At 71.8% G+C, this 17,274-nt stretch carries 14 protein-coding genes; 4 read left to right on the top strand and 10 right to left on the bottom strand.

What is annotated here, in order from left to right:
* Window positions 1–92: 92 nt before the first annotated feature.
* Window positions 93–1,310: an MFS transporter gene (locus ACZ49J_RS40730; RefSeq protein ID WP_467456233.1), complete on the top strand. Its 1,218-nt coding sequence runs from the start codon at window positions 93–95 to the stop codon at window positions 1,308–1,310.
* On the opposite strand, the gene ACZ49J_RS40725 is transcribed toward ACZ49J_RS40730, so the two are convergent.
* The gene (locus tag ACZ49J_RS40725) at window positions 1,292–2,422 is read right to left on the bottom strand and encodes a glycoside hydrolase family 6 protein (protein WP_467456269.1); all 1,131 of its coding nucleotides are present in this window, start codon (window positions 2,420–2,422) and stop codon (window positions 1,292–1,294) included. The two genes, ACZ49J_RS40730 and ACZ49J_RS40725, sit on opposite strands and share 19 nt — an antisense overlap.
* A 171-nt stretch (window positions 2,423–2,593) precedes the next feature.
* Between ACZ49J_RS40725 and ACZ49J_RS40720 the strand changes: the two genes are divergently transcribed.
* On the top strand, window positions 2,594–3,268 hold the full coding sequence (locus tag ACZ49J_RS40720) for a DUF5995 family protein (RefSeq protein ID WP_467456235.1): 675 nt from the start codon (window positions 2,594–2,596) through the stop codon (window positions 3,266–3,268).
* A gap of 99 nt (window positions 3,269–3,367) precedes the next feature.
* On the top strand, window positions 3,368–4,297 hold the full coding sequence (locus ACZ49J_RS40715) for an LLM class F420-dependent oxidoreductase (protein ID WP_467456237.1): 930 nt from the start codon (window positions 3,368–3,370) through the stop codon (window positions 4,295–4,297).
* Between the two features lie 7 nt (window positions 4,298–4,304).
* On the opposite strand, the gene ACZ49J_RS40710 is transcribed toward ACZ49J_RS40715, so the two are convergent.
* From ACZ49J_RS40710 to rpe, 9 genes are all read right to left on the bottom strand, one after another.
* Window positions 4,305–6,032 carry a flavin monoamine oxidase family protein gene (locus tag ACZ49J_RS40710; protein ID WP_467456238.1) on the bottom strand — a complete coding sequence of 576 codons (1,728 nt, stop codon included), beginning with the start codon at window positions 6,030–6,032 and terminating at the stop codon, window positions 4,305–4,307.
* 49 nt (window positions 6,033–6,081) lie between these two features.
* Entirely contained in the window at window positions 6,082–6,870 is a 789-nt protein-coding gene (locus ACZ49J_RS40705) for a carbon-nitrogen hydrolase family protein (RefSeq protein WP_467456239.1), read from the bottom strand.
* Between the two features lie 185 nt (window positions 6,871–7,055).
* A complete protein-coding gene (locus ACZ49J_RS40700) occupies window positions 7,056–8,255 on the bottom strand; it encodes an MFS transporter (protein ID WP_467456240.1) in 1,200 nt (399 codons plus the stop codon).
* A 196-nt stretch (window positions 8,256–8,451) separates the two neighbouring features.
* Window positions 8,452–8,931 carry an Lrp/AsnC family transcriptional regulator gene (locus ACZ49J_RS40695; protein ID WP_467456242.1) on the bottom strand — a complete coding sequence of 160 codons (480 nt, stop codon included), beginning with the start codon at window positions 8,929–8,931 and terminating at the stop codon, window positions 8,452–8,454.
* 10 nt (window positions 8,932–8,941) lie between these two features.
* Window positions 8,942–10,408 (bottom strand): amino acid permease, encoded by a 1,467-nt coding sequence (locus ACZ49J_RS40690; RefSeq protein ID WP_467456243.1) that lies wholly within the window; start codon window positions 10,406–10,408, stop codon window positions 8,942–8,944.
* 242 nt (window positions 10,409–10,650) lie between these two features.
* Window positions 10,651–12,093: a GuaB1 family IMP dehydrogenase-related protein gene (locus tag ACZ49J_RS40685; protein WP_467456244.1), complete on the bottom strand. Its 1,443-nt coding sequence runs from the start codon at window positions 12,091–12,093 to the stop codon at window positions 10,651–10,653.
* 130 nt (window positions 12,094–12,223) lie between these two features.
* Complete coding sequence (locus ACZ49J_RS40680; RefSeq protein WP_467456245.1) at window positions 12,224–12,550, bottom strand: barstar family protein; 327 nt, start codon at window positions 12,548–12,550, stop codon at window positions 12,224–12,226.
* Window positions 12,551–12,774: 224 nt separating this feature from the next.
* On the bottom strand, window positions 12,775–13,815 hold the full coding sequence (locus ACZ49J_RS40675; protein ID WP_467456247.1) for a sugar-binding transcriptional regulator: 1,041 nt from the start codon (window positions 13,813–13,815) through the stop codon (window positions 12,775–12,777).
* 232 nt (window positions 13,816–14,047) lie between these two features.
* Window positions 14,048–14,734: a ribulose-phosphate 3-epimerase gene (gene rpe, locus ACZ49J_RS40670; RefSeq protein WP_467456249.1), complete on the bottom strand. Its 687-nt coding sequence runs from the start codon at window positions 14,732–14,734 to the stop codon at window positions 14,048–14,050.
* Between the two features lie 356 nt (window positions 14,735–15,090).
* Here rpe and ACZ49J_RS40665 point away from each other — a divergent pair, with 356 nt between their 5' ends.
* A complete protein-coding gene (locus ACZ49J_RS40665; RefSeq protein WP_467456250.1) occupies window positions 15,091–17,262 on the top strand; it encodes an MMPL family transporter in 2,172 nt (723 codons plus the stop codon).
* The last annotated feature ends 12 nt before the right edge of the window (window positions 17,263–17,274 follow it).

The raw sequence follows: 17,274 nt of genomic DNA, 5'->3' as shown, positions 1-17,274 counted from the left end.
TCCTGATAGTTTACGGCGGCGCGCTACGTGGTTCGGTGGGAGAAGGCCGGTGAGGGCGGGTCGGTGCACGCCGGTCCGGGAAGGGGACGAGGATGGGCGAGGTGGTCTACGACCAGCGCGAGGTGCGGCGGGCGCGGTACGCCGTGGCCGCCGTGTTCGCGGTGCACGGCGCGGTCACCGGGTCCTTCGCGACCCGTGTGCCGTGGATCCAGGACCACGCCGGCCTCAGCACGGGGCAGCTCGGGCTCGCCCTCGCCTTCACGGCGTTCGGAGCGTCGTGTTCCATGCCGCTGGCCGGCCGGATCAGTCACCGCTTCGGCAGCCGTGCGGCCCTGCGCGGCCTGATGGTGCTGTGGACCCTGTCGCTGGTCCTGCCCTCACTCGCGCCGAACCTGTACACGCTGTGCCTGGCGATGTTCGCGTACGGCGCCACCGCGGGCATGGCCGACGTCGCCATGAACGCCCTCGGCGTGGAGGTCGAGCACCGGCTCGGAAAGTCGATCATGTCGGGGCTGCACGGCATGTGGAGCGCCGGCGCCCTGGTCGGCTCGGGGGCGGGCACGCTCGCCGCGCACCTCGGCTCGGACGCGCGCCTGCACTTCGCGCTGGCGGCAGCGTGCCTCACCGTCATCGCGGTCCTGGTCTGCCACTGGGTGCTGGACGTCCAGCCCGCCGAGGACGAGGAGCCGCCGCCGAGGTTCGCGCTGCCGCCCAGGTCGGCGCTGCTCATCGGGGCGGTCGGGTTCTGCGCGGTGTTCGCGGAGGGGGCGAGCCTCGACTGGTCGGCGGTCTATCTGCGCGACCAGCTGGGCACGTCGGACGGGCTCGCGGCGGCGTCGACGACCGGGTTCATGCTGACCATGGCGATCGCCCGGATCGCGGGCGACGCGGTGGTGAACCGCTTCGGCGCGGTGCGCACCGTCCGCACCGGGGGCGTGTTCGCCGCCCTCGGCGGCCTGCTGGTCGTCCTCTCCGGCCCTCCGGCCGTGGCCATGACGGGGTTCGCGCTGCTCGGCCTCGGCATCGCGGTCGTCGTGCCGCTGTGCTTCGCGGCGGCGGGCCACAGCGGCCCGAACCCGAGCCAGGCCATCGCGGGCGTCGCCACCATCACGTACACCTCGGGGCTGATCGCACCGAGCGTGCTCGGCGGAATCGCGCAGGCCACCAGTCTGGTGGTGTCGTTCGGACTGGTGACGGTGCTGGCGTGCGGACTCGTGGCCTTCGCGAACGTCCTGCGCGCCGGCGACCGCGACCGGCCGAAGGTCACCGCACCGACCGGTGACCCGGCGGCTCAGCGTGCCAGGTCGTAGGCGTACCCGGGGGAGAACGTCCCCGCCGGGCCCTTGCAGCCGTCCGACTCGCCGGGCAGCTTGACCCACAGGTAGGCGTCGATCCGTGCCTGACCGGTGCTGAGAGTCGGCGTCCGCCCGAGCTTGCGGCCGGCCGGGTCGCACCACTCGCCGTCGGCCGGGGCGCCGTTGCCGTTGCGGCTGGTGTCGATGACGGAGCCCAGGCTGCCGGGGCCGCCGAGGGCGTCCAGGACGGCCCGGGTGTAGGCGACCTCGGCGCTCGTGCGGTTGAAGTTGGACACGTTGCTGAAGATCCCGTCGGAGGACGCGGCCGAGGCGGCGCCCGCCTTGCCGAGCAGCGCGGCCTGTTCGGCCGGCGCGTGCCACTGGGAGTGGCCGGCGTCGTAGTACACCCGGGCCTTCGGGTTCGCCGCCTTCAGGACGCGGCCCGCACGGGCCAGCGAGGCGAACCGGTCGGCTCGCTGTCCGGACGAGAGGCAGTCGGACTGGGCGATCGAGTCGGGCTCCAGGATCACGACGACCTCGCCGGAGCCGAGGCCGGCGGCGAACCTGTCGATCCACGCGTCGTAGGCGTCGAGGTCGGGTGCCCCGCCCTGCGAGGCCCCGCCGCAGTCCCGGTCCGGGATGGCGTACGGCACGACGACCGGCACCCGCCCCCGCGCCGCCCCGCCCGAGGTGACCGCCCTGACCCGGGCGGTGATGTTGGACGGCGTGTGGTCGGCGAACCAGACGGCGGCCGGATGGTCGGCGATCCGGGACTTGATGACGGCGAGGCGGGGGTCCGTCGGATGGGCGGCGACCCAGTCGAGGATCTGGGAGTCGGGGTACCGGTAGAGACGGGTCGGCGCGGCCAGGGCTTGTGGCGTCACCTTCTCGCTGGGCTTCGGGCTCGGCGCCGCGGACGCCCGCGGCGCGGACGGCGAGGCCGACGAGGGCGACGAGGGCGACGGGGAGGTCGCCGGCGCACTGGGCACGGCGGGGTGCGGCCGGAGGCTGGGCGAGCGGGTCACCAGGGGGCGCGCCTCGTCCGGCCCGCGGTCGTCGTCGTTCAGCGCCGAGACCATCCCGGTGACGGTTCCGACGGCGGCCACGACCGAGGCCGCGGCGGCCATGGCGCCGCGCCGGGCGGCGCGCTCGCGCTCGGCCCTGCGTGCGGCCAGGCGCTGGGCGCGTATGCCTGACACGTGGTGCTCCCCCCTCTTCCGCCGTGGGCGTTCCCCCGTTCCGGGGACACGCCCGGCCCGGCGGTCCTGGCGTCAGCGTAGGGCTGGGACCCTGCCGCTATGGCGCAGTTGGAACATTTCACCACTCCCGTCGACGGTGTCGTCGCCCGTATGCGCGCCCTGGACATGACCTTGCCGCGGCACGACGGGGTCGCCGTCTTCAACCGCGTCTACCTCGCCGTCACGGAGGCGATCGACCGGTGTGTCGACTCCGGCGGGTTCCCGGACGTCCGGGCCGCGATCACGCTGGACGTGCGGTTCGCCGAGCGGTATCTGGGGGTGGCCGAGGGAGGAGACCGGCCCGCCTGCTGGCGGCCGCTGCTGCTGTTCCGGCGTCATCCCGGCGTACGTCCGCTGCAGTTCGCGCTGGCGGGCATCAACGCGCACATCGGGCACGATCTCGCGCTCGCCGTCGTCGACACCTGTCGTACGCTCGGCTGCGCACCGGCCGAGCTGGAGGACGAGTTCGAGCGCGTGGGTGCTCTCCTCGTCTCGCTGGAGGAACGCATCCGCGAAGAGCTGATGCCGGGCCCCGACCTCCTTCAGCTCGCCGATCCGCTCACCCATCTGTTCGGTTCGTGGAGCCTGGAGCGGGCCCGTGACGCCGCCTGGTCGGCGGCCCGCGCGCTGTGGGCGCTGCGCGGAGTGCCGGATGTCGCCGAGGAGTTCACCGAGCGGCTCGACGCCGCGGTGGGGTTCGCGGGACGCATGCTGCTAACGCCGCTGCCCGACTGATCCGGCCAACCCGGCCCCGGGTCCACCGAACTCCCCTTGCGACGCGTTAGGTTGACGGTTGAACCTTTTGAGGCGAACCGAACGCGAAGGAGCGTACGCATGGTCACTCGGCTTGGTCTGGCTCTTCCCCAATCACGGCAGTACGACCTCGGACGCGACGTACCGGACGTGGCCCGCGCGGCCGAGCGGATCGGTTACGAGGGCCTGTGGGTGTACGAGCGGGCGCTGTTCCCGGAACCCACGACCCAGGGCCTGTACGGCATACCGGGGCTGGCCTGGCCCGACCACTACCGCGGCGTCGCGGAACCCCTGGTGACGCTCACCCTGGCCGCCGGGGCGACCGAGCGGGCCCGGCTCGGCACGGGTGTGCTGGTGGCCCCGCTGCACGGCCCGCTCCAGCTGGCCAAGGCCCTTGCCACACTGGACGCGGCGAGCGGCGGCCGGGTCGTCGCGGGCCTCGGTACGGGCTGGTCGCTGGACGAGTACGCCGCCGCGGGCATCGCGCCGTTCGAGGAGCGAGGGCGGGTCCTGGACGAGGTCCTGGACGTGTGCCACGCGGTCTGGGGACCGGACCCGGTGACGTACGAGGGCCGCCTGACCAGCATCGCGTCGGCTGTCATCGGGCCCAAGCCCGCCCGGCCGATACCCGTCCTGCTGCCCGCCAACAGCAAGAAGGCGGCGACCCGGCTCGTCGAGCGCGCCGACGGCTGGCTGCCCGTGGCCATGGGCGTCGAGCAGCTCGCCGCGCAGTGGCAGCAGGTGCGGGACATCGCGGCCGAACGCGGCCGTACCGCGCCGATCCAGTCGGTGGCGCGGGTGAACGTGCGGCACACGCCCAAGGCGTACGACGGCGCGGACCGCGCCCCGTTCCAGGGCAGCGTCGACCAGATCGTCGAGGATCTGGCAGCCCACGCCGAGGTCGGCCTCGACGAGTTCTTCCTGGACCTGGAGAGCGGCGCGCGGAACGCCGAGGAACTCAAGGACGTGGCCGCCGAGGTGTACGAGAAAGCGCGGGCCGCCGGGGTGTGAGAGCCCGTCAGTCCTCGGGGAGTTCGACGGGGGCGATCTCGTCGAACACGTCGCCGGGCCCGGGGTTCGCCGGGTCCGTCGCCCCGCCGAAGTGGTGCATGACGCCCCAGACCGCGTTGAGCGCGGTCTGGACGGCGCCCTCGGCCCAGCCCGCCGTCCAGGAGATGTCGTCGCCCGCGAGGAAGACACCCCGCTTGTCCTCGGGCAGCCGGTCCTGCACGAAGTGGGTGAACAGACGCCGCTGGTAGCGGTAGTGGCCGGGCAGGTTCGCCTTGAAGGCGCCCATGAAGTACGGCTCGTTCTCCCAGGACACGGTCACCGGGCTGCCGATGATGTGCTTCCTGATGTCGACCTTCGGGTAGATCTCGCCGAGTGACTTCAGCATGACCTCCATCCGCTCGCCCGCCGACAGCGGCAGCCACTTCAGGCTGTCGTCGCACCAGGTGTAGGAGAGGCAGATCACGGCGGGCCGGTCCGGGCCGTCGTCGAGGAGGTAGGTACCGCGTGTCATGCGGTCGGTGAGGGTCATCGACATGACGTCACGGCCCGTCGGGTTCCCCCTGTCGTCGACGGCCTTGTCCAGCCAGAAGGGCCGGTCGACGGGCACGAAGAGCTTGCTGGACTCCATGTAGTGGGTGCGCTCGATGGCGGTCCAGTGGTCGATCGGGAAGAGCGAGTCGTCGCAGTCGATCTTCGACAGCAGCATCCAGGACTGGGCGGTGAAGATCGCCGCCTTGTAGGTGCGGATGTCGCCGGTCGCGTCGGTCACGGTGATCCGGTCGCCCGCGGTGCGCCGCAGCCGGGTCACGGCCGGGCGCGGCTCGCCGTGCACGTGCAGGGACTTCAGGGACGTCCCGTACGGCCAGTGCACGATCTTCTCCGGCTCCCGCTCCCACAGCCTGAGCGGCAGTTGCTGGGAGCCGCCGACGATGCCCCGGTGGTGGTCGTCGGCCTCGGTGTAGACGACACGCAGGATCTCCAGGATGGAGTTCGGGAAGTCGGTGTCCCAGCCGCCCGTCCCGAAGCCGACCTGGCCGAAGATCTCCCGGTGCCGGAAGGACCTGAAGGCCTCGGAGTCGCAGAGGAAGCCGTAGAAGGTCTGGTTGTCGAGCTTCTCGACGAGCCTCGCCCAGATCTCGCGGATGCGCGGGACGTCCCGCTCCCGGATGGCCCGGTTCATGTCGGAGAACTCGGCGCCCTCTTCGAGGCACTTGTTCCACGCCGCGGCGACGTCACGGTAGACCTGCGGAAGGTCGTCGATCGTCTCGGCGTAGTGGGACTCGCCCTTGAGGTCGACGACGGTGGAAGGGGTGGCGTCCGCGAGGGGGTTGGGGAAGGGGCGGGTCTCCAGGCCGACGAGGTCGATGTAGTGCTGGAGGGCCGTGGAGGACGGCGGGAACCGCATCGCGCCCATCTCGGCGGTGAGGCCCTGCGTGTCAGGCCCCTCGAAGCCGACCGTCCGCAGCCGCCCGCCGATCCGGTCGGCCTCGTACACGACGGGCTTGAGGCCCATCTTCATCAGCTCGTACGCCGCGACGATGCCGGACAGACCGCCGCCGATCACCGCGACCTCGGTGCCGTGCTCGGTCGCGGGGACCTGGCCCAGGCCGGCCGGGTGGGCGAGGAAGTCGTCGTACGCGTACGGGAAGTCCGGTCCGAACATGGTGACCGGGGGCTGCGGCTCACCTGCGTGCTCGTCGGCGTGCTCGACGGCGTTGGGCACGGTGGACGTCATGGGGTACGGACTCCTTGCAACGGAAGAACTCGGGGGAGGCTCAGGGGGTTCAGACCAGGGACCCGTAGAGGCCGGGGCGGCGGTCCCGCAGATACGGGTTCGCCTGGCGGGAGGCGGCGAGGAGGGCGGGGTCGGCGTCGGCGATGAGGAGTTCCTCACCGCGGCCGGCACGGGCGCGCGCGACCCCGTCGGGGCCGGCCAGCGTGGAGAGCCCGACGAAGTCGAACTCGCCTTCGTGGCCGACCCGGTTGACGTACGCCACGTACATCTGGTTCTCGAAGGCGCGCACCGGGACCAGCGACTCGGCGACGAACTGGAACGGGTGCATCTGCGCCGTGGGCACCAGGAGGAGGTCGATACCGGCGAGGGCGTGGGCGCGGACGTTCTCCGGGAACTCCACGTCGTAGCAGATCATGACGCCGACGCGGACACCGCCCAGTTCGGCCTGCACCACCGGCTGTTCCCCGGGCGTGAAGTGGTCGCGCTCGAAGCAGCCGAAGAGGTGCGTCTTGCGGTAGTTCGCCAGCCGGACGCCGTCGGCGGAGATGAGCTGGGCCGAGTTGAAGACCTTCTCTCCGGCGCGCTCGGGGTAGCCGTACACGACCGCGACACCGTGCCTTCCGGCGGTCTCCGCGATCGCGTCGGCGGAGTCACCGTCGGCGGGCTCCGCCAGCCGCGCGATGTCGTCGCCGATCGCGTAACCGGTCAGGAACATCTCCGGCACCACCAGCAGCCCGGCTCCCGCGGCCGCCGCGCGCTCCGCGGCCTCGTCGAGCACCTTGAGGTTCCCGGCGACCGAGCCGGGGCGGCCGGAGCTCTGGAGCAGGGCGGTGCGCATGCGTGTTCCTCACCGGGACGAAGGGGGTTGGGGGCCGACTGCCGGGCCACTTAGACGGTACGGTCGGCCGGCTCGGCCGGACAAGCGGGAGCCGTTGCGCGCTGGTGAGCGAACCGTTGCGTGCTGCACGGGTCCGGTGGCGATTCGTTGCGCGTCCTCGCGGGAAGAGGTGCTCCACCTTCGGTTCAGGCAGCTGTGCGGGGGCCGAGGGCCGCGAGCAGCAGCGCGGTCACCAGGTACGGCGCGGCCAGCACGGCGAAGACCGTGCCGTGCGCGTGGGCCGCGCCGAGCGTCGCGTACGCGCCGTACACGGTGATGGTGGCGAGTTCGGTACCCACTCCGGCGACCGAGGTCAGGGTGGCCCGGCCCGAGCTGTCGATGCGCTGCTGGAGCCGGGCGTCGGCCAGCACCGTCGACAGCTGGAAGCCGCCGAAGGCGAGGGCGACCAGGGCGATGCCGGCGGGGGTCCGCGCCGCAGCGCCCGCGGCGAGGGCGAGCGCAGAGGCGGCGAGCAGCCCGGCGAGCCCGGCCGTGCCCAGGCGTTCGCCGGCCCCGGCCAGCAGGCTCCCGGCCGTGGCTCCCATCCAGACCACAAGAAGCAGCCAGGGAACCGTCTCCTCGGCCACACCGGTGTCCCGCACCAACAGCGGTGTGTACTCGTCGAGCGCGCCCCACACGGCGCCGACAGCGGGAACGAGCAGCAGCGCGCCCCGCACGGATCGATCGCGGCGGGCTTCCGCGAGCCCCTTCCGGAGGGTGGTGAAGGTCGTGGACCGGGTTCCGCCCCCGGCGACGGCCGTCCGGTGCTCCGGGAACCGGCGCGCCACCACCGCGGACAGCAGACAGGCCAGGACGGTGGCGAGCCCCACGGCCGGGTACCCGCCGAACTCGAGCACCGGACCGGCCAGCGCCATGGAGGCCACGACCCCGGCCATCCCGGCGGCCTGGGCCCGGCCCATGACGCGCGCGTAGCGGTCGGCCGCGCCGAGCCGGTCGAGTTCCTCGTACACGAGCGCCTCCAGGGCACCGGAGCCGAGGGCTCCCCGGACACCCCAGAGCACGAAGCCGACGGCGAACGCCTCGTACGAGGGCGAGAGCACCCACACGGCGAAGCCGACGGCGCCGAGAAGCGGTCCGAGCCACAGCAGCGTCCGCCGCGAGACGGCGTCGGCCCAGGCGCCGGACGGGATCTCGACGAGGACGCCCGTCAGCGACCACAGCACGAACAGGGAGGAGATCTGAGCGACCGAGAGACCGGTGTCGGCGAACAGCAGCGCGTACACCGGGTAGAGCAGGACGAGATCGTCGAGGAACGAGTAGCCGTACAGCGTGACCGTGAGCCGCCGGACACCGGTGGCGGACACACGTGCAGGTGAGAGTGTCATGAGGCCTTCCCGCAGGGACAGTTCGGACGCCGGATGAACGGCGCCCGGGGCGGCCCTCGGGAGGCACGGCTACGGGATCAATGTCGCCAGGTCATGACACAGATGCTAGACGGCCGGGGGCTCCCCGTTAAGGGGTCCTTTCACTATGAGCGTCCGATCAGGCCACGCGACCCGGGCGGGCATAGTGAAAGGGCCCCTAAGGGGTGCGGGCTGCCCCGGGCTCCTGGGCGGGCGCCCCGGAGGAAAACCTCCGCAGCAAGGGCGACAGCACCAGCACCGACTTCGTCCGCTCCACGAACGGCTCCCCCGCGATCCGCTCCAGCACCCTCTCGAAGTGCCGCATGTCGGAGGCGAAGACCTGCACCACGGCGTCGGCCTCACCGGTGACCGTGGACGCCGCCACTACCTCCTGGTACCGCTCAAGACCCCGCTGGATCGTCTCCGGCGAGGTGTTGCGGCGGCAGTAGATCTCGACGAACCCCTCGGTCTGCCAGCCGAGCGCCGCGGGATCGACCCGCACCGTGAAGCCGGTGATCGCTCCGGTGGCACGCAACCGGTCCACGCGCCGTTTGACGGCGGGCGCGGACAGGCCGACCAGCTGGCCTATGTCGGCGTAGGAGCGGCGGGCGTCCTCGGCGAGGGCGTGCACGATGCGTTCGTCGAGATCGTTCAGCACTGCGGGTGGATCACTTCTCCGGGGTCGCGAGACGGGAACGGCGGTAGCCGTAACTGAAGTAGAACACGAGCCCGGCGGCCATCCAGACCCCGAAGACCACCCACGTGACGGCGTCGAGGCTGCCCATCATCCACAGGCAGAAGAGGAAGCCGAGCGCGGGCAGCACCGGCGACAGCGGCACCCGGAAGGTGCGCGGCATCTCCGGGCGGGTCCACCGCAGCACCACGACCGCCACGTTGACCAGCGCGAAGGCGAACAGCGTGCCGATGCTGGTGGCGTCGGCGAGCTGGCCGAGCGGGATCGCGGCGGCGAGGACGCCGCAGAAGAGGGACACGAGGACCGTGTTGGCGCGAGGCGTGCCCGTCCTCGGGTGGACGCGGGAGAACACCTTGGGCACGAGCCCGTCGCGGGACATGGCGAACAGGATGCGGGTCTGACCGTACAGCACGGTCAGGACGACGCTGGCGATGGCGATGACGGCTCCCGCCGCGAGCACGGTGCCCCAGAAGGCGTCGCCGGTGGTGTCCTTCATGATCCCGGCGAGCGCGGCCTCCGAGCCGTCGAACTTCTGCCAGGGGCGCGCCCCGACGGCGACCGCGGCGACGAGGACGTACAGCGCGGTGACGATGACCAGCGAGAGCATGATGGCGCGCGGCAGGTCGCGCTGGGCGTTCTTCGCCTCCTCGCCCGCAGTGGAGGCCGCGTCGAAGCCGATGTACGAGAAGAAGAGCGTGGCCCCGGCCGCGCTGACGCCGGCCATTCCGAGCGGCATGAAGTTGTCGTAGTTGCCGGAGCGGAAGCCCTGGACGCCGATCACGCAGAACAGCAGCAGGGCCGCGATCTTCACCGCGACCATGATCGTGTTGGCGCGGGCGGACTCCCGGGCGCCGCCGAGCAGGAACACCATCGCGAGCAGGACGACGACCAGCGCGGGCAGGTTGAAGATCCCGCCGTCGCCGGGCGGGGCGGACAGCGCGTCGGGGATGGTGACGCCGATCGTGCCGTCGAGCAGCTCGTTGAGGTACTCGCCCCAGCCGACCGCGACCGCGGCCACCGACACGCCGTACTCCAGGACCAGGCACCAGCCGCACACCCAGGCGACCAGTTCACCCATCGTTGCGTACGCGTACGAGTAGGAGGAGCCGGAGACCGGGATGGTGCCGGCGAGTTCGGCGTACGAGAGGGCCGAGAAGAGCGCGGTGAGGCCGGCGATCACGAAGGCGAGGGTGACGGCGGGGCCCGCGTCGGGGACGGCCTCGCCGAGCACGACGAAGATGCCGGTGCCGAGCGTGGCACCGATGCTGATCATGGTCAGCTGCCACATCCCGAGAGAGCGCCGCAGCGTGCCGCCTTCACCCTGGCCTGCCTCTTCGACCAGCCGTTCCACGGGCTTGCGGCGCATCGGCCCGGCGGCTGTGCCGGAGGCAGGAGGTGCGGGGCGGGCGGGGGACGGTGGGGGTGCGCCGTGGTCGAGCACGCGTCGGCTCCTTCATCGCTGCCGGTCAGGGCGGGTGAGGACCGGGGCATCCCACAGCAGGGACCCACCGAGCAGGAGGTCCCCGCCACGCCACGTACAGGGCACGAGCCTACTGATCTTTTCTTCGCGGGCGTAACGCAGCAACCTTGCACAGGGCCGCAAGATCGTTGCGTGCGTCGGGGCCGCGTGCACGTTCGTTGCGCGACGGCTCGCGACCGTTGCGCGACCCCCGTCCGGCCCGCTCAGTTCCAGCTGGCGTGCAGCGGCTGGCCCTCGGCGTATCCGGCGGCGCTCTGGATGCCGACGACGGCCCGCTCGGCGAACTCCTCCAGGGTGGAGGCGCCCGCGTAGGTGCAGGAGGAGCGGACGCCCGCGATGATCGAGTCGATGAGGTCCTCGACTCCCGGGCGGGCCGGGTCGAGGAACATGCGCGAGGTGGAGATGCCCTCCTCGAACAGGGCCTTGCGGGCGCGGTCGTACGCCGACTCGTCGGAGGTGCGGTTACGGACGGCCCGCGCGGAGGCCATGCCGAACGACTCCTTGTAGAGGCGGCCGCCCGCGTCCTGCTGGAGGTCGCCCGGCGACTCGTACGTCCCCGCGAACCAGGAGCCGATCATGACATTCGACGCGCCGGCCGCGAGGGCCATCGCGACGTCGCGCGGGTGCCGGACGCCGCCGTCGGCCCACACGTGCTTGCCGTACTTCCGCGCCTCGGCCGCGCACTCCAGGACGGCCGAGAACTGGGGGCGGCCCACACCGGTCATCATGCGGGTGGTGCACATGGCGCCGGGCCCCACGCCGACCTTGACGATGTCCGCTCCGGCCTCGACGAGGTCGCGCACGCCCTCGGCGGCGACGATGTTGCCCGCGACGATCGGCACCCCCGGGTCGAGCGCCCGGACCGTCCCGATGGCGCTGATCATCGACTCCTGGTGGCCGTGCGCCGTGTCGATGACGAGAGTGTCGACGCCCGCGTCGAGGAGCTGCTTGGCCTTGCCCGAGACGTCGCCGTTGATGCCTACGGCGGCGGCTATGCGCAGCCTGCCGTTCGCGTCCGTGGCCGGCGTGTAGAGCGTGGCACGCAGGGCGCCCTTGCGGGTCAGGATTCCGGCCAGCCTGCCGTCGGCCTCGACGGCGGGGGCGTAGCGGCGGTTGGCGGCGTCGAGGGTGTGGAAGGCCTCGCGCGGGTCGATGGTGGCGTCGAGCAGCAGCAGGTCCCTGGACATGACCTCGGCGAGCTGCGTGAAGCGGTCGACACCGGACAGGTCGGTGTCGGTGACGACGCCGACGGGCCTCTTGTCCTCGTCCACGACCACGCCCGCGTTGTGCGCCCGCTTCGGCAGCAGGGAGAGGGCGTCGGCGACGGTCTGGTGGGGGCTCAGCACGATCGGGGTGTCCAGGACGTGGTGGCGGCCCTTCACCCAGGAGATGACCTCGGTGACGACCTCGATCGGGATGTCCTGCGGGATGACGACGAGCCCACCGCGCCGGGCGACGGTCTCGGCCATGCGACGGCCCGCGATGGCGGTCATGTTGGCCACGACGATCGGGATGGTCGTGCCCGACCCGTCCGGGGAGGTCAGGTCCACGCCCTGGCGGGATCCGACCGCGGAACGGCTCGGCACCATGAAGACGTCGTCGTACGTCAGGTCGTACGCGGGCTGGATGTCATTGAGGAAACGCACGTGCTGCACATCCCAGTCGATCAGAGGCGGCCCCCCGACAGGTCAGCCAGGGGGAAGAGCACGTACTTCATTTTCCCATGGCGGCGGCCGCACACGGCCCGGACGGATCGTCCAGAGTGACCAGGGTGCCCTAGGAGGATCCTCCGAGCGCGAGCACCACCTGCAGCGGGGCCTCGGCGAACACCTCCTGCGCGATACCCCAGTCGTGCGGCACCGCCAGCGCGAACTCCTGCCAGCCGGTGACCACGACCAGCCGCCCCCGCGCGGGCGGGGCCCACGACAGGTCACCGAGGCAGTCGGCGAGGGCGTCCCAGGTCCGCCCGAAGGAGTCGGGCAGCCCCAGAGCACGGGCACAGCTGTCCATGAAGGCGGGCTTGTCGGTGACCCCCGCGAGGTCCAGCTCGGCGTACCACCAGCCGACGGCCCCGAGCGCCTGAGCCAGCGTCTCGTCACTCATCGGAGCACCGTCCCGATCGAGTCGTACTGATCATGGTCGCACCCCTCGGAGGGGGCGCGCCCTGTAAGGGGCGCGGGGCTGTGCTGATCATGCGGCTCCGCCGCGTGGACGCGACCAGCCACATCGAACCCGCACCCTCCCACGTACCCCAACCAGGCAGACGAGACCCACCGGCCACACGCAGAGCACCGTCGCAGACGAGACGACTGGCCCCACCAGTGGAGCTAGTGGTCGGGATCCGCCCGATGGAGCGCGGACCGCGGCGCCGGCCCCGCCACCAGCAGGGAGTCCGCCGCCGCCGTGTCCGTGACGAGGCTGGTCACCAGCCCCGACCGGAGCACCGCGTCAATGGCGGCAGCCTTCCGCTGCCCGCCCGCGATCGCGACGACCTCCGGGATACGGCGCAGCTGGTCGGCCTTGACGGTGATGCACCGCTCCCCCAGGTCCCGGCCCACCCGGCGGCCCTCGGCGTCGAAGAGGTGCGCGGACATCTCGGCCGCGACACCGAGGGAGGAGTAGTGGGAGCGCTCCTCTTCGGTGAGCATGTCGTGCACCGTCGAGATGCCCGGCTCCCAGGAGCCGATGGAGACGCAGGCGACCGTGACCTTGTCGAAGTACTCGAAGGCACGGGCGATCCCGGTCTGGTGGCGCAGCGCCTGCGCGGTCGCCGCGTCCGGCAGCAGCATCGGCGCGTAGATGGGGTGGGCGTCCCCGCCGGAGACCTGGGCGGCCCGGCGGACGGCCTCCACCGAGCCGCGCTCGGCGGTACCGGCGTCGTACACGCCCGTCAGCTGCACGACTGTGCACGGTGGCAGCCGGTCGAGGGCGGCCGCCATGTGGATCGTGGAGCGGCCCCAGGCGAGTCCGAGGACGTCGCCCTCGGTCACCAGTTCGCCGAGAAGATCCGCGGCGACCTCACCGAGGTTCTCCGGGTCGGGCGACTCCTCCGCCTCGGCGGGCGACTCGACCACCACGGCGTGCCGGAGGCCGTAGCGAGCGCGCAGCGCGTCGGAGCGCTCGGCGTCCAGCTCTGCGGGGACGCGGATCTCGATGCGCACGAGATCCCGTTCGAGAGCGGTTTCCAGGACCCGGGCCACCTTGAAGCGGCTGACACCGAACTCCTCGGCGATCTGGATCTTGGATTTGCCCTCGAGATAGAAGCGGCGGGCCATCGCCGCCGCCTGCACCAGCTCAGCGGGTCCCATCCGCATGGCTGACCGGCCCGCCGACATACCCGACACGGCCATCTCCTCACTGCTGTTCACACTCTGGATACGCCGTTCATCCTTGCAGATCCGGCGTATGCGATCAGCCCGGATGGGTGGCGTTCACGTTGTCTTGGCCCAGTGGTCGCACGTCACGGGCTTTCTGGGCCCACTGGTCGGACGTCCCCGCGGCTCCGTGGGGTTCCCGATCAACGCTCGGGAGGCCCTGTGAGGTTCCTGAACCAGGCCGTGAACCCCGGTTCGCCCCCCGATTCCCGGTTCCGGCGGGTGTTCAGTGGGCGCAGGCCCAGGCCGCCGTGGCCGTCGCCGCCTCGGCCTGCGCGCGCAGGGCCCGTACCGCCTCGGCGGGGTCCTCGGCCCCGTACACCGCCGAGCCGGCGACGAAGACGTCCGCGCCCGCCTCGGCGCAGCGCTCGACGGTGGACGCCGAGACGCCGCCGTCGACCTGGAGCCAGAGGTCGAGGCCGTGCTTGGAGATCAACTCGCGGGTGCGGCGGATCTTGGGGAGCATGATGTCGAGGAACGCCTGGCCTCCGAAGCCCGGCTCGACCGTCATGATCAGCACCATGTCGAGCTCGGGAAGCAGGTCCTCGTACGGCTCGATCGGTGTCGCGGGCTTAAGTGCCATGGAGGCCCGGGCGCCCTTGGCACGGATCTCACGGGCGAGCCGCACGGGCGCGGCGGCCGCCTCGACATGGAAGGTGACGGACCCGGCACCCGCCTCGACGTACTGGGGTGCCCACCGATCGGCGTCCTCGATCATCAGGTGGCAGTCCAGCGGGGTCTCCGTCGCGCGGGCGAGCGACTCCACGACCGGCACACCGAGTGTGAGGTTCGGGACGAAATGGTTGTCCATCACGTCTACATGGAGCCAGTCGGCCCCTTCGACGGCCTTCGCCTCCTCGGCGAGGCGGGCGAAGTCGGCGGACAGGATGCTGGGGTTGATCTGCGCGGCCATGCCCCAAGCCTCCCATGCCCGGCTCCGCCTGTTCTCCCCGGTCCGCCTGTTCCTCCCGAGCCGCCCGTCATGTGCGGCCCGTCTGTTCCTCCCGAGCCGCCCGTCATGTGCGGCCTGTCTGTTCCTCCCGAGCCGCCCGCTCTGTGCCGTCCCCCTGTTCCTCCCGAGCCGCCCGCTCTCTGCGGTCCGTCTGTTCCTCCCGGGCCGCCTGTTCTCTGCGGTCCGCCTGCTGTTCCCGGGCCGAACCTGGTCCTTTCCGCGTATGCCGCGGGGCGGGAGGCCGTGCCATGCTGGGCCGGCCACCGGCACCGCACCGGCCCGGTGGTCTCGCTCCGGACGCGGGTACGGGGGTGGCCATGACGGAGGTCCACGACCCGCGGAAGGCCCCGCGGCGCAAGGGCGTCGCGCATCTGGTCTGCGGCCGCCGCGCCAAGTGGCTGGTGCTGGCGCTGTGGCTGGTGGTGCTCTTCCTGACGGCACCGTTCGCGCAGAAGCTCAGCGACGCCCAGGACAACGACGCGGCGTCCTGGCTGCCGGGCTCCGCCGAGTCCACCCAGGTCCTGGAGATCTCCGAGGACTTCAGGCCCGAGCAGATCCCCGCGGTCGTCGTCTACGCCCGCGACAGCGGCCTCACCGCCGCGGACCGGACGACGATCGAGGAGGACGTACGGCAGATCAAGGAGTTGCGCGACCACGGCATCCGCGGCGAGGAGACCCGGGGGCCGGTCTACGACCGCGCCACCGATCCACGGGCCGCCGAGCTCATCGTCCCGATCACGGTGACCGAGGAGGGCTGGGAGCGCATCGGGCCCGCGGTCGACTCGATCCGCGACGAGACCGGTGAGAGCCGGGGCGGACTGGCCGTCCACATCACAGGCCCAGGCGGTACGTCGGCCGACTTCGCGGAGGCGTTCGAGGGCATCGACTCCACGCTGCTGTTCGCGGCGATGGGCGTCGTCATCGTGATGCTCCTGTTCACCTACCGCAGTCCGACCCTGCTGCTGGTGCCGCTGGTCTCGGTGATCGCCGCCCTGTTCACCGCCCAGGCACTGATCTACTTCCTGGCGGAGTACGGGGGCCTGACCGTCAACGGCCAGAGCGCGGGCATCCTCACCGTCCTCGTCTTCGGCGCCGGCACCGACTACGCGCTGCTGCTGGTCGCCCGCTACCGCGAGGAACTGCGCCGGCACGAGGACCGGCACGAGGCGATGGCCCTCGCCCTGCACCGCGCGGGCCCGGCCGTGATCGCGTCCGGCGCGACCGTCGTCCTCAGCATGCTCGTCCTGCTGGCGGCCGAGATGAACTCGACGAGGGGCCTCGGCCCGGTCGCCGCCATCGGCGTCGCCGTCGCCCTGATCGCGATGATGAGTCTCTTCCCGGCCCTCCTGGTGATCTTCGGCCGCTGGATCTTCTGGCCGGTGATCCCGCACCTGGGCTCGGCCGACCCGACCGCCCGCGGCTTCTGGGCCCGGACCGGGCGCGGCATCGCCGGCCGCCCGCGCATGATCTGGGGCATCACGGCGGCGGTCCTCGCCCTGTGCTCACTGGGGCTGATCCAACTGCGCGCCGAGGGCATCAGCAACGCGGACGCCTTCACGGGCAAGCCCGACTCGATCGTCGGCCAGGAGGTGTCCGAACGGTACTTCCCGGCGGGCAGCGGCGACCCCCTCGTGATCATCAGCAACCGGGCGCAGGCCGAGGAGGTGGGCCGTACGGTCGCCGGGACGCGCGGCGTCGTGCCGGACTCGCTCGGTCTGCCGCCGGGCACGAGACCCGAGTCCGACGGAAAGGTCCTGTTCGAGGCGACCATGAGCGACCCCGCCGACAGTGAGGCCGCGAAGCAGACCGTGGAGCGCGTCCGCGACAACGTGCACGCGGTACCCGACGCCGACGCCCAGGTCGGCGGCGGTACGGCGGCCCTGCTCGACATGGACAGGGCGACGACCCACGACAACATCCTGATCATTCCACTGGTCCTGGTCGTGGTGCTGCTGATCCTGGGTGTCCTGCTCCGGGCCGTGGTCGCGCCACTCCTGCTGATCGGGACGGTGGTGCTGTCGTTCACCGCCGCGCTGGGCATCAGCGCGCTCGCGTTCCGCTACGCCTTCGACTACGCGGGGGAGACGACGGACTTCCCCCTGTTCGTCTTCGTGTTCCTGGTCGCCCTGGGCATCGACTACAACATCTTCCTGACCACCCGTGTCCGCGAGGAGGCGGCCCGCCAGGGCACGCGTCCCGGTGTGCTGACGGGCCTGGCGGCGACGGGCGCGGTCATCACGTCCGCCGGCCTGGTCCTGGCCGGTACCTTCGCCGCCCTCGGCACGCTCCCCATGGTCGCCTTCGCCGAGATCGGCTTCGCGGTCGCCCTGGGCGTGCTGCTGGACACGTTCGTCGTACGGTCCGTCCTGGTCACCGCGCTGTTCCTGGACGTCGGGGCGAAGGTGTGGTGGCCGCACCGGCTGGCCCGCGAGGACGGGGCCTCCGCGCGGGGATCCGCCGGGGTCGACGCCCCGCGGCCGGGCGGGTGAGCCCTGCGTCGT

It is taken from the genome of Streptomyces sp. NPDC030840 (genome assembly GCF_055572015.1).
Note: the sequence above shows the minus strand (reverse complement) of the source record. Positions and strands in the feature narration are given on the sequence as shown.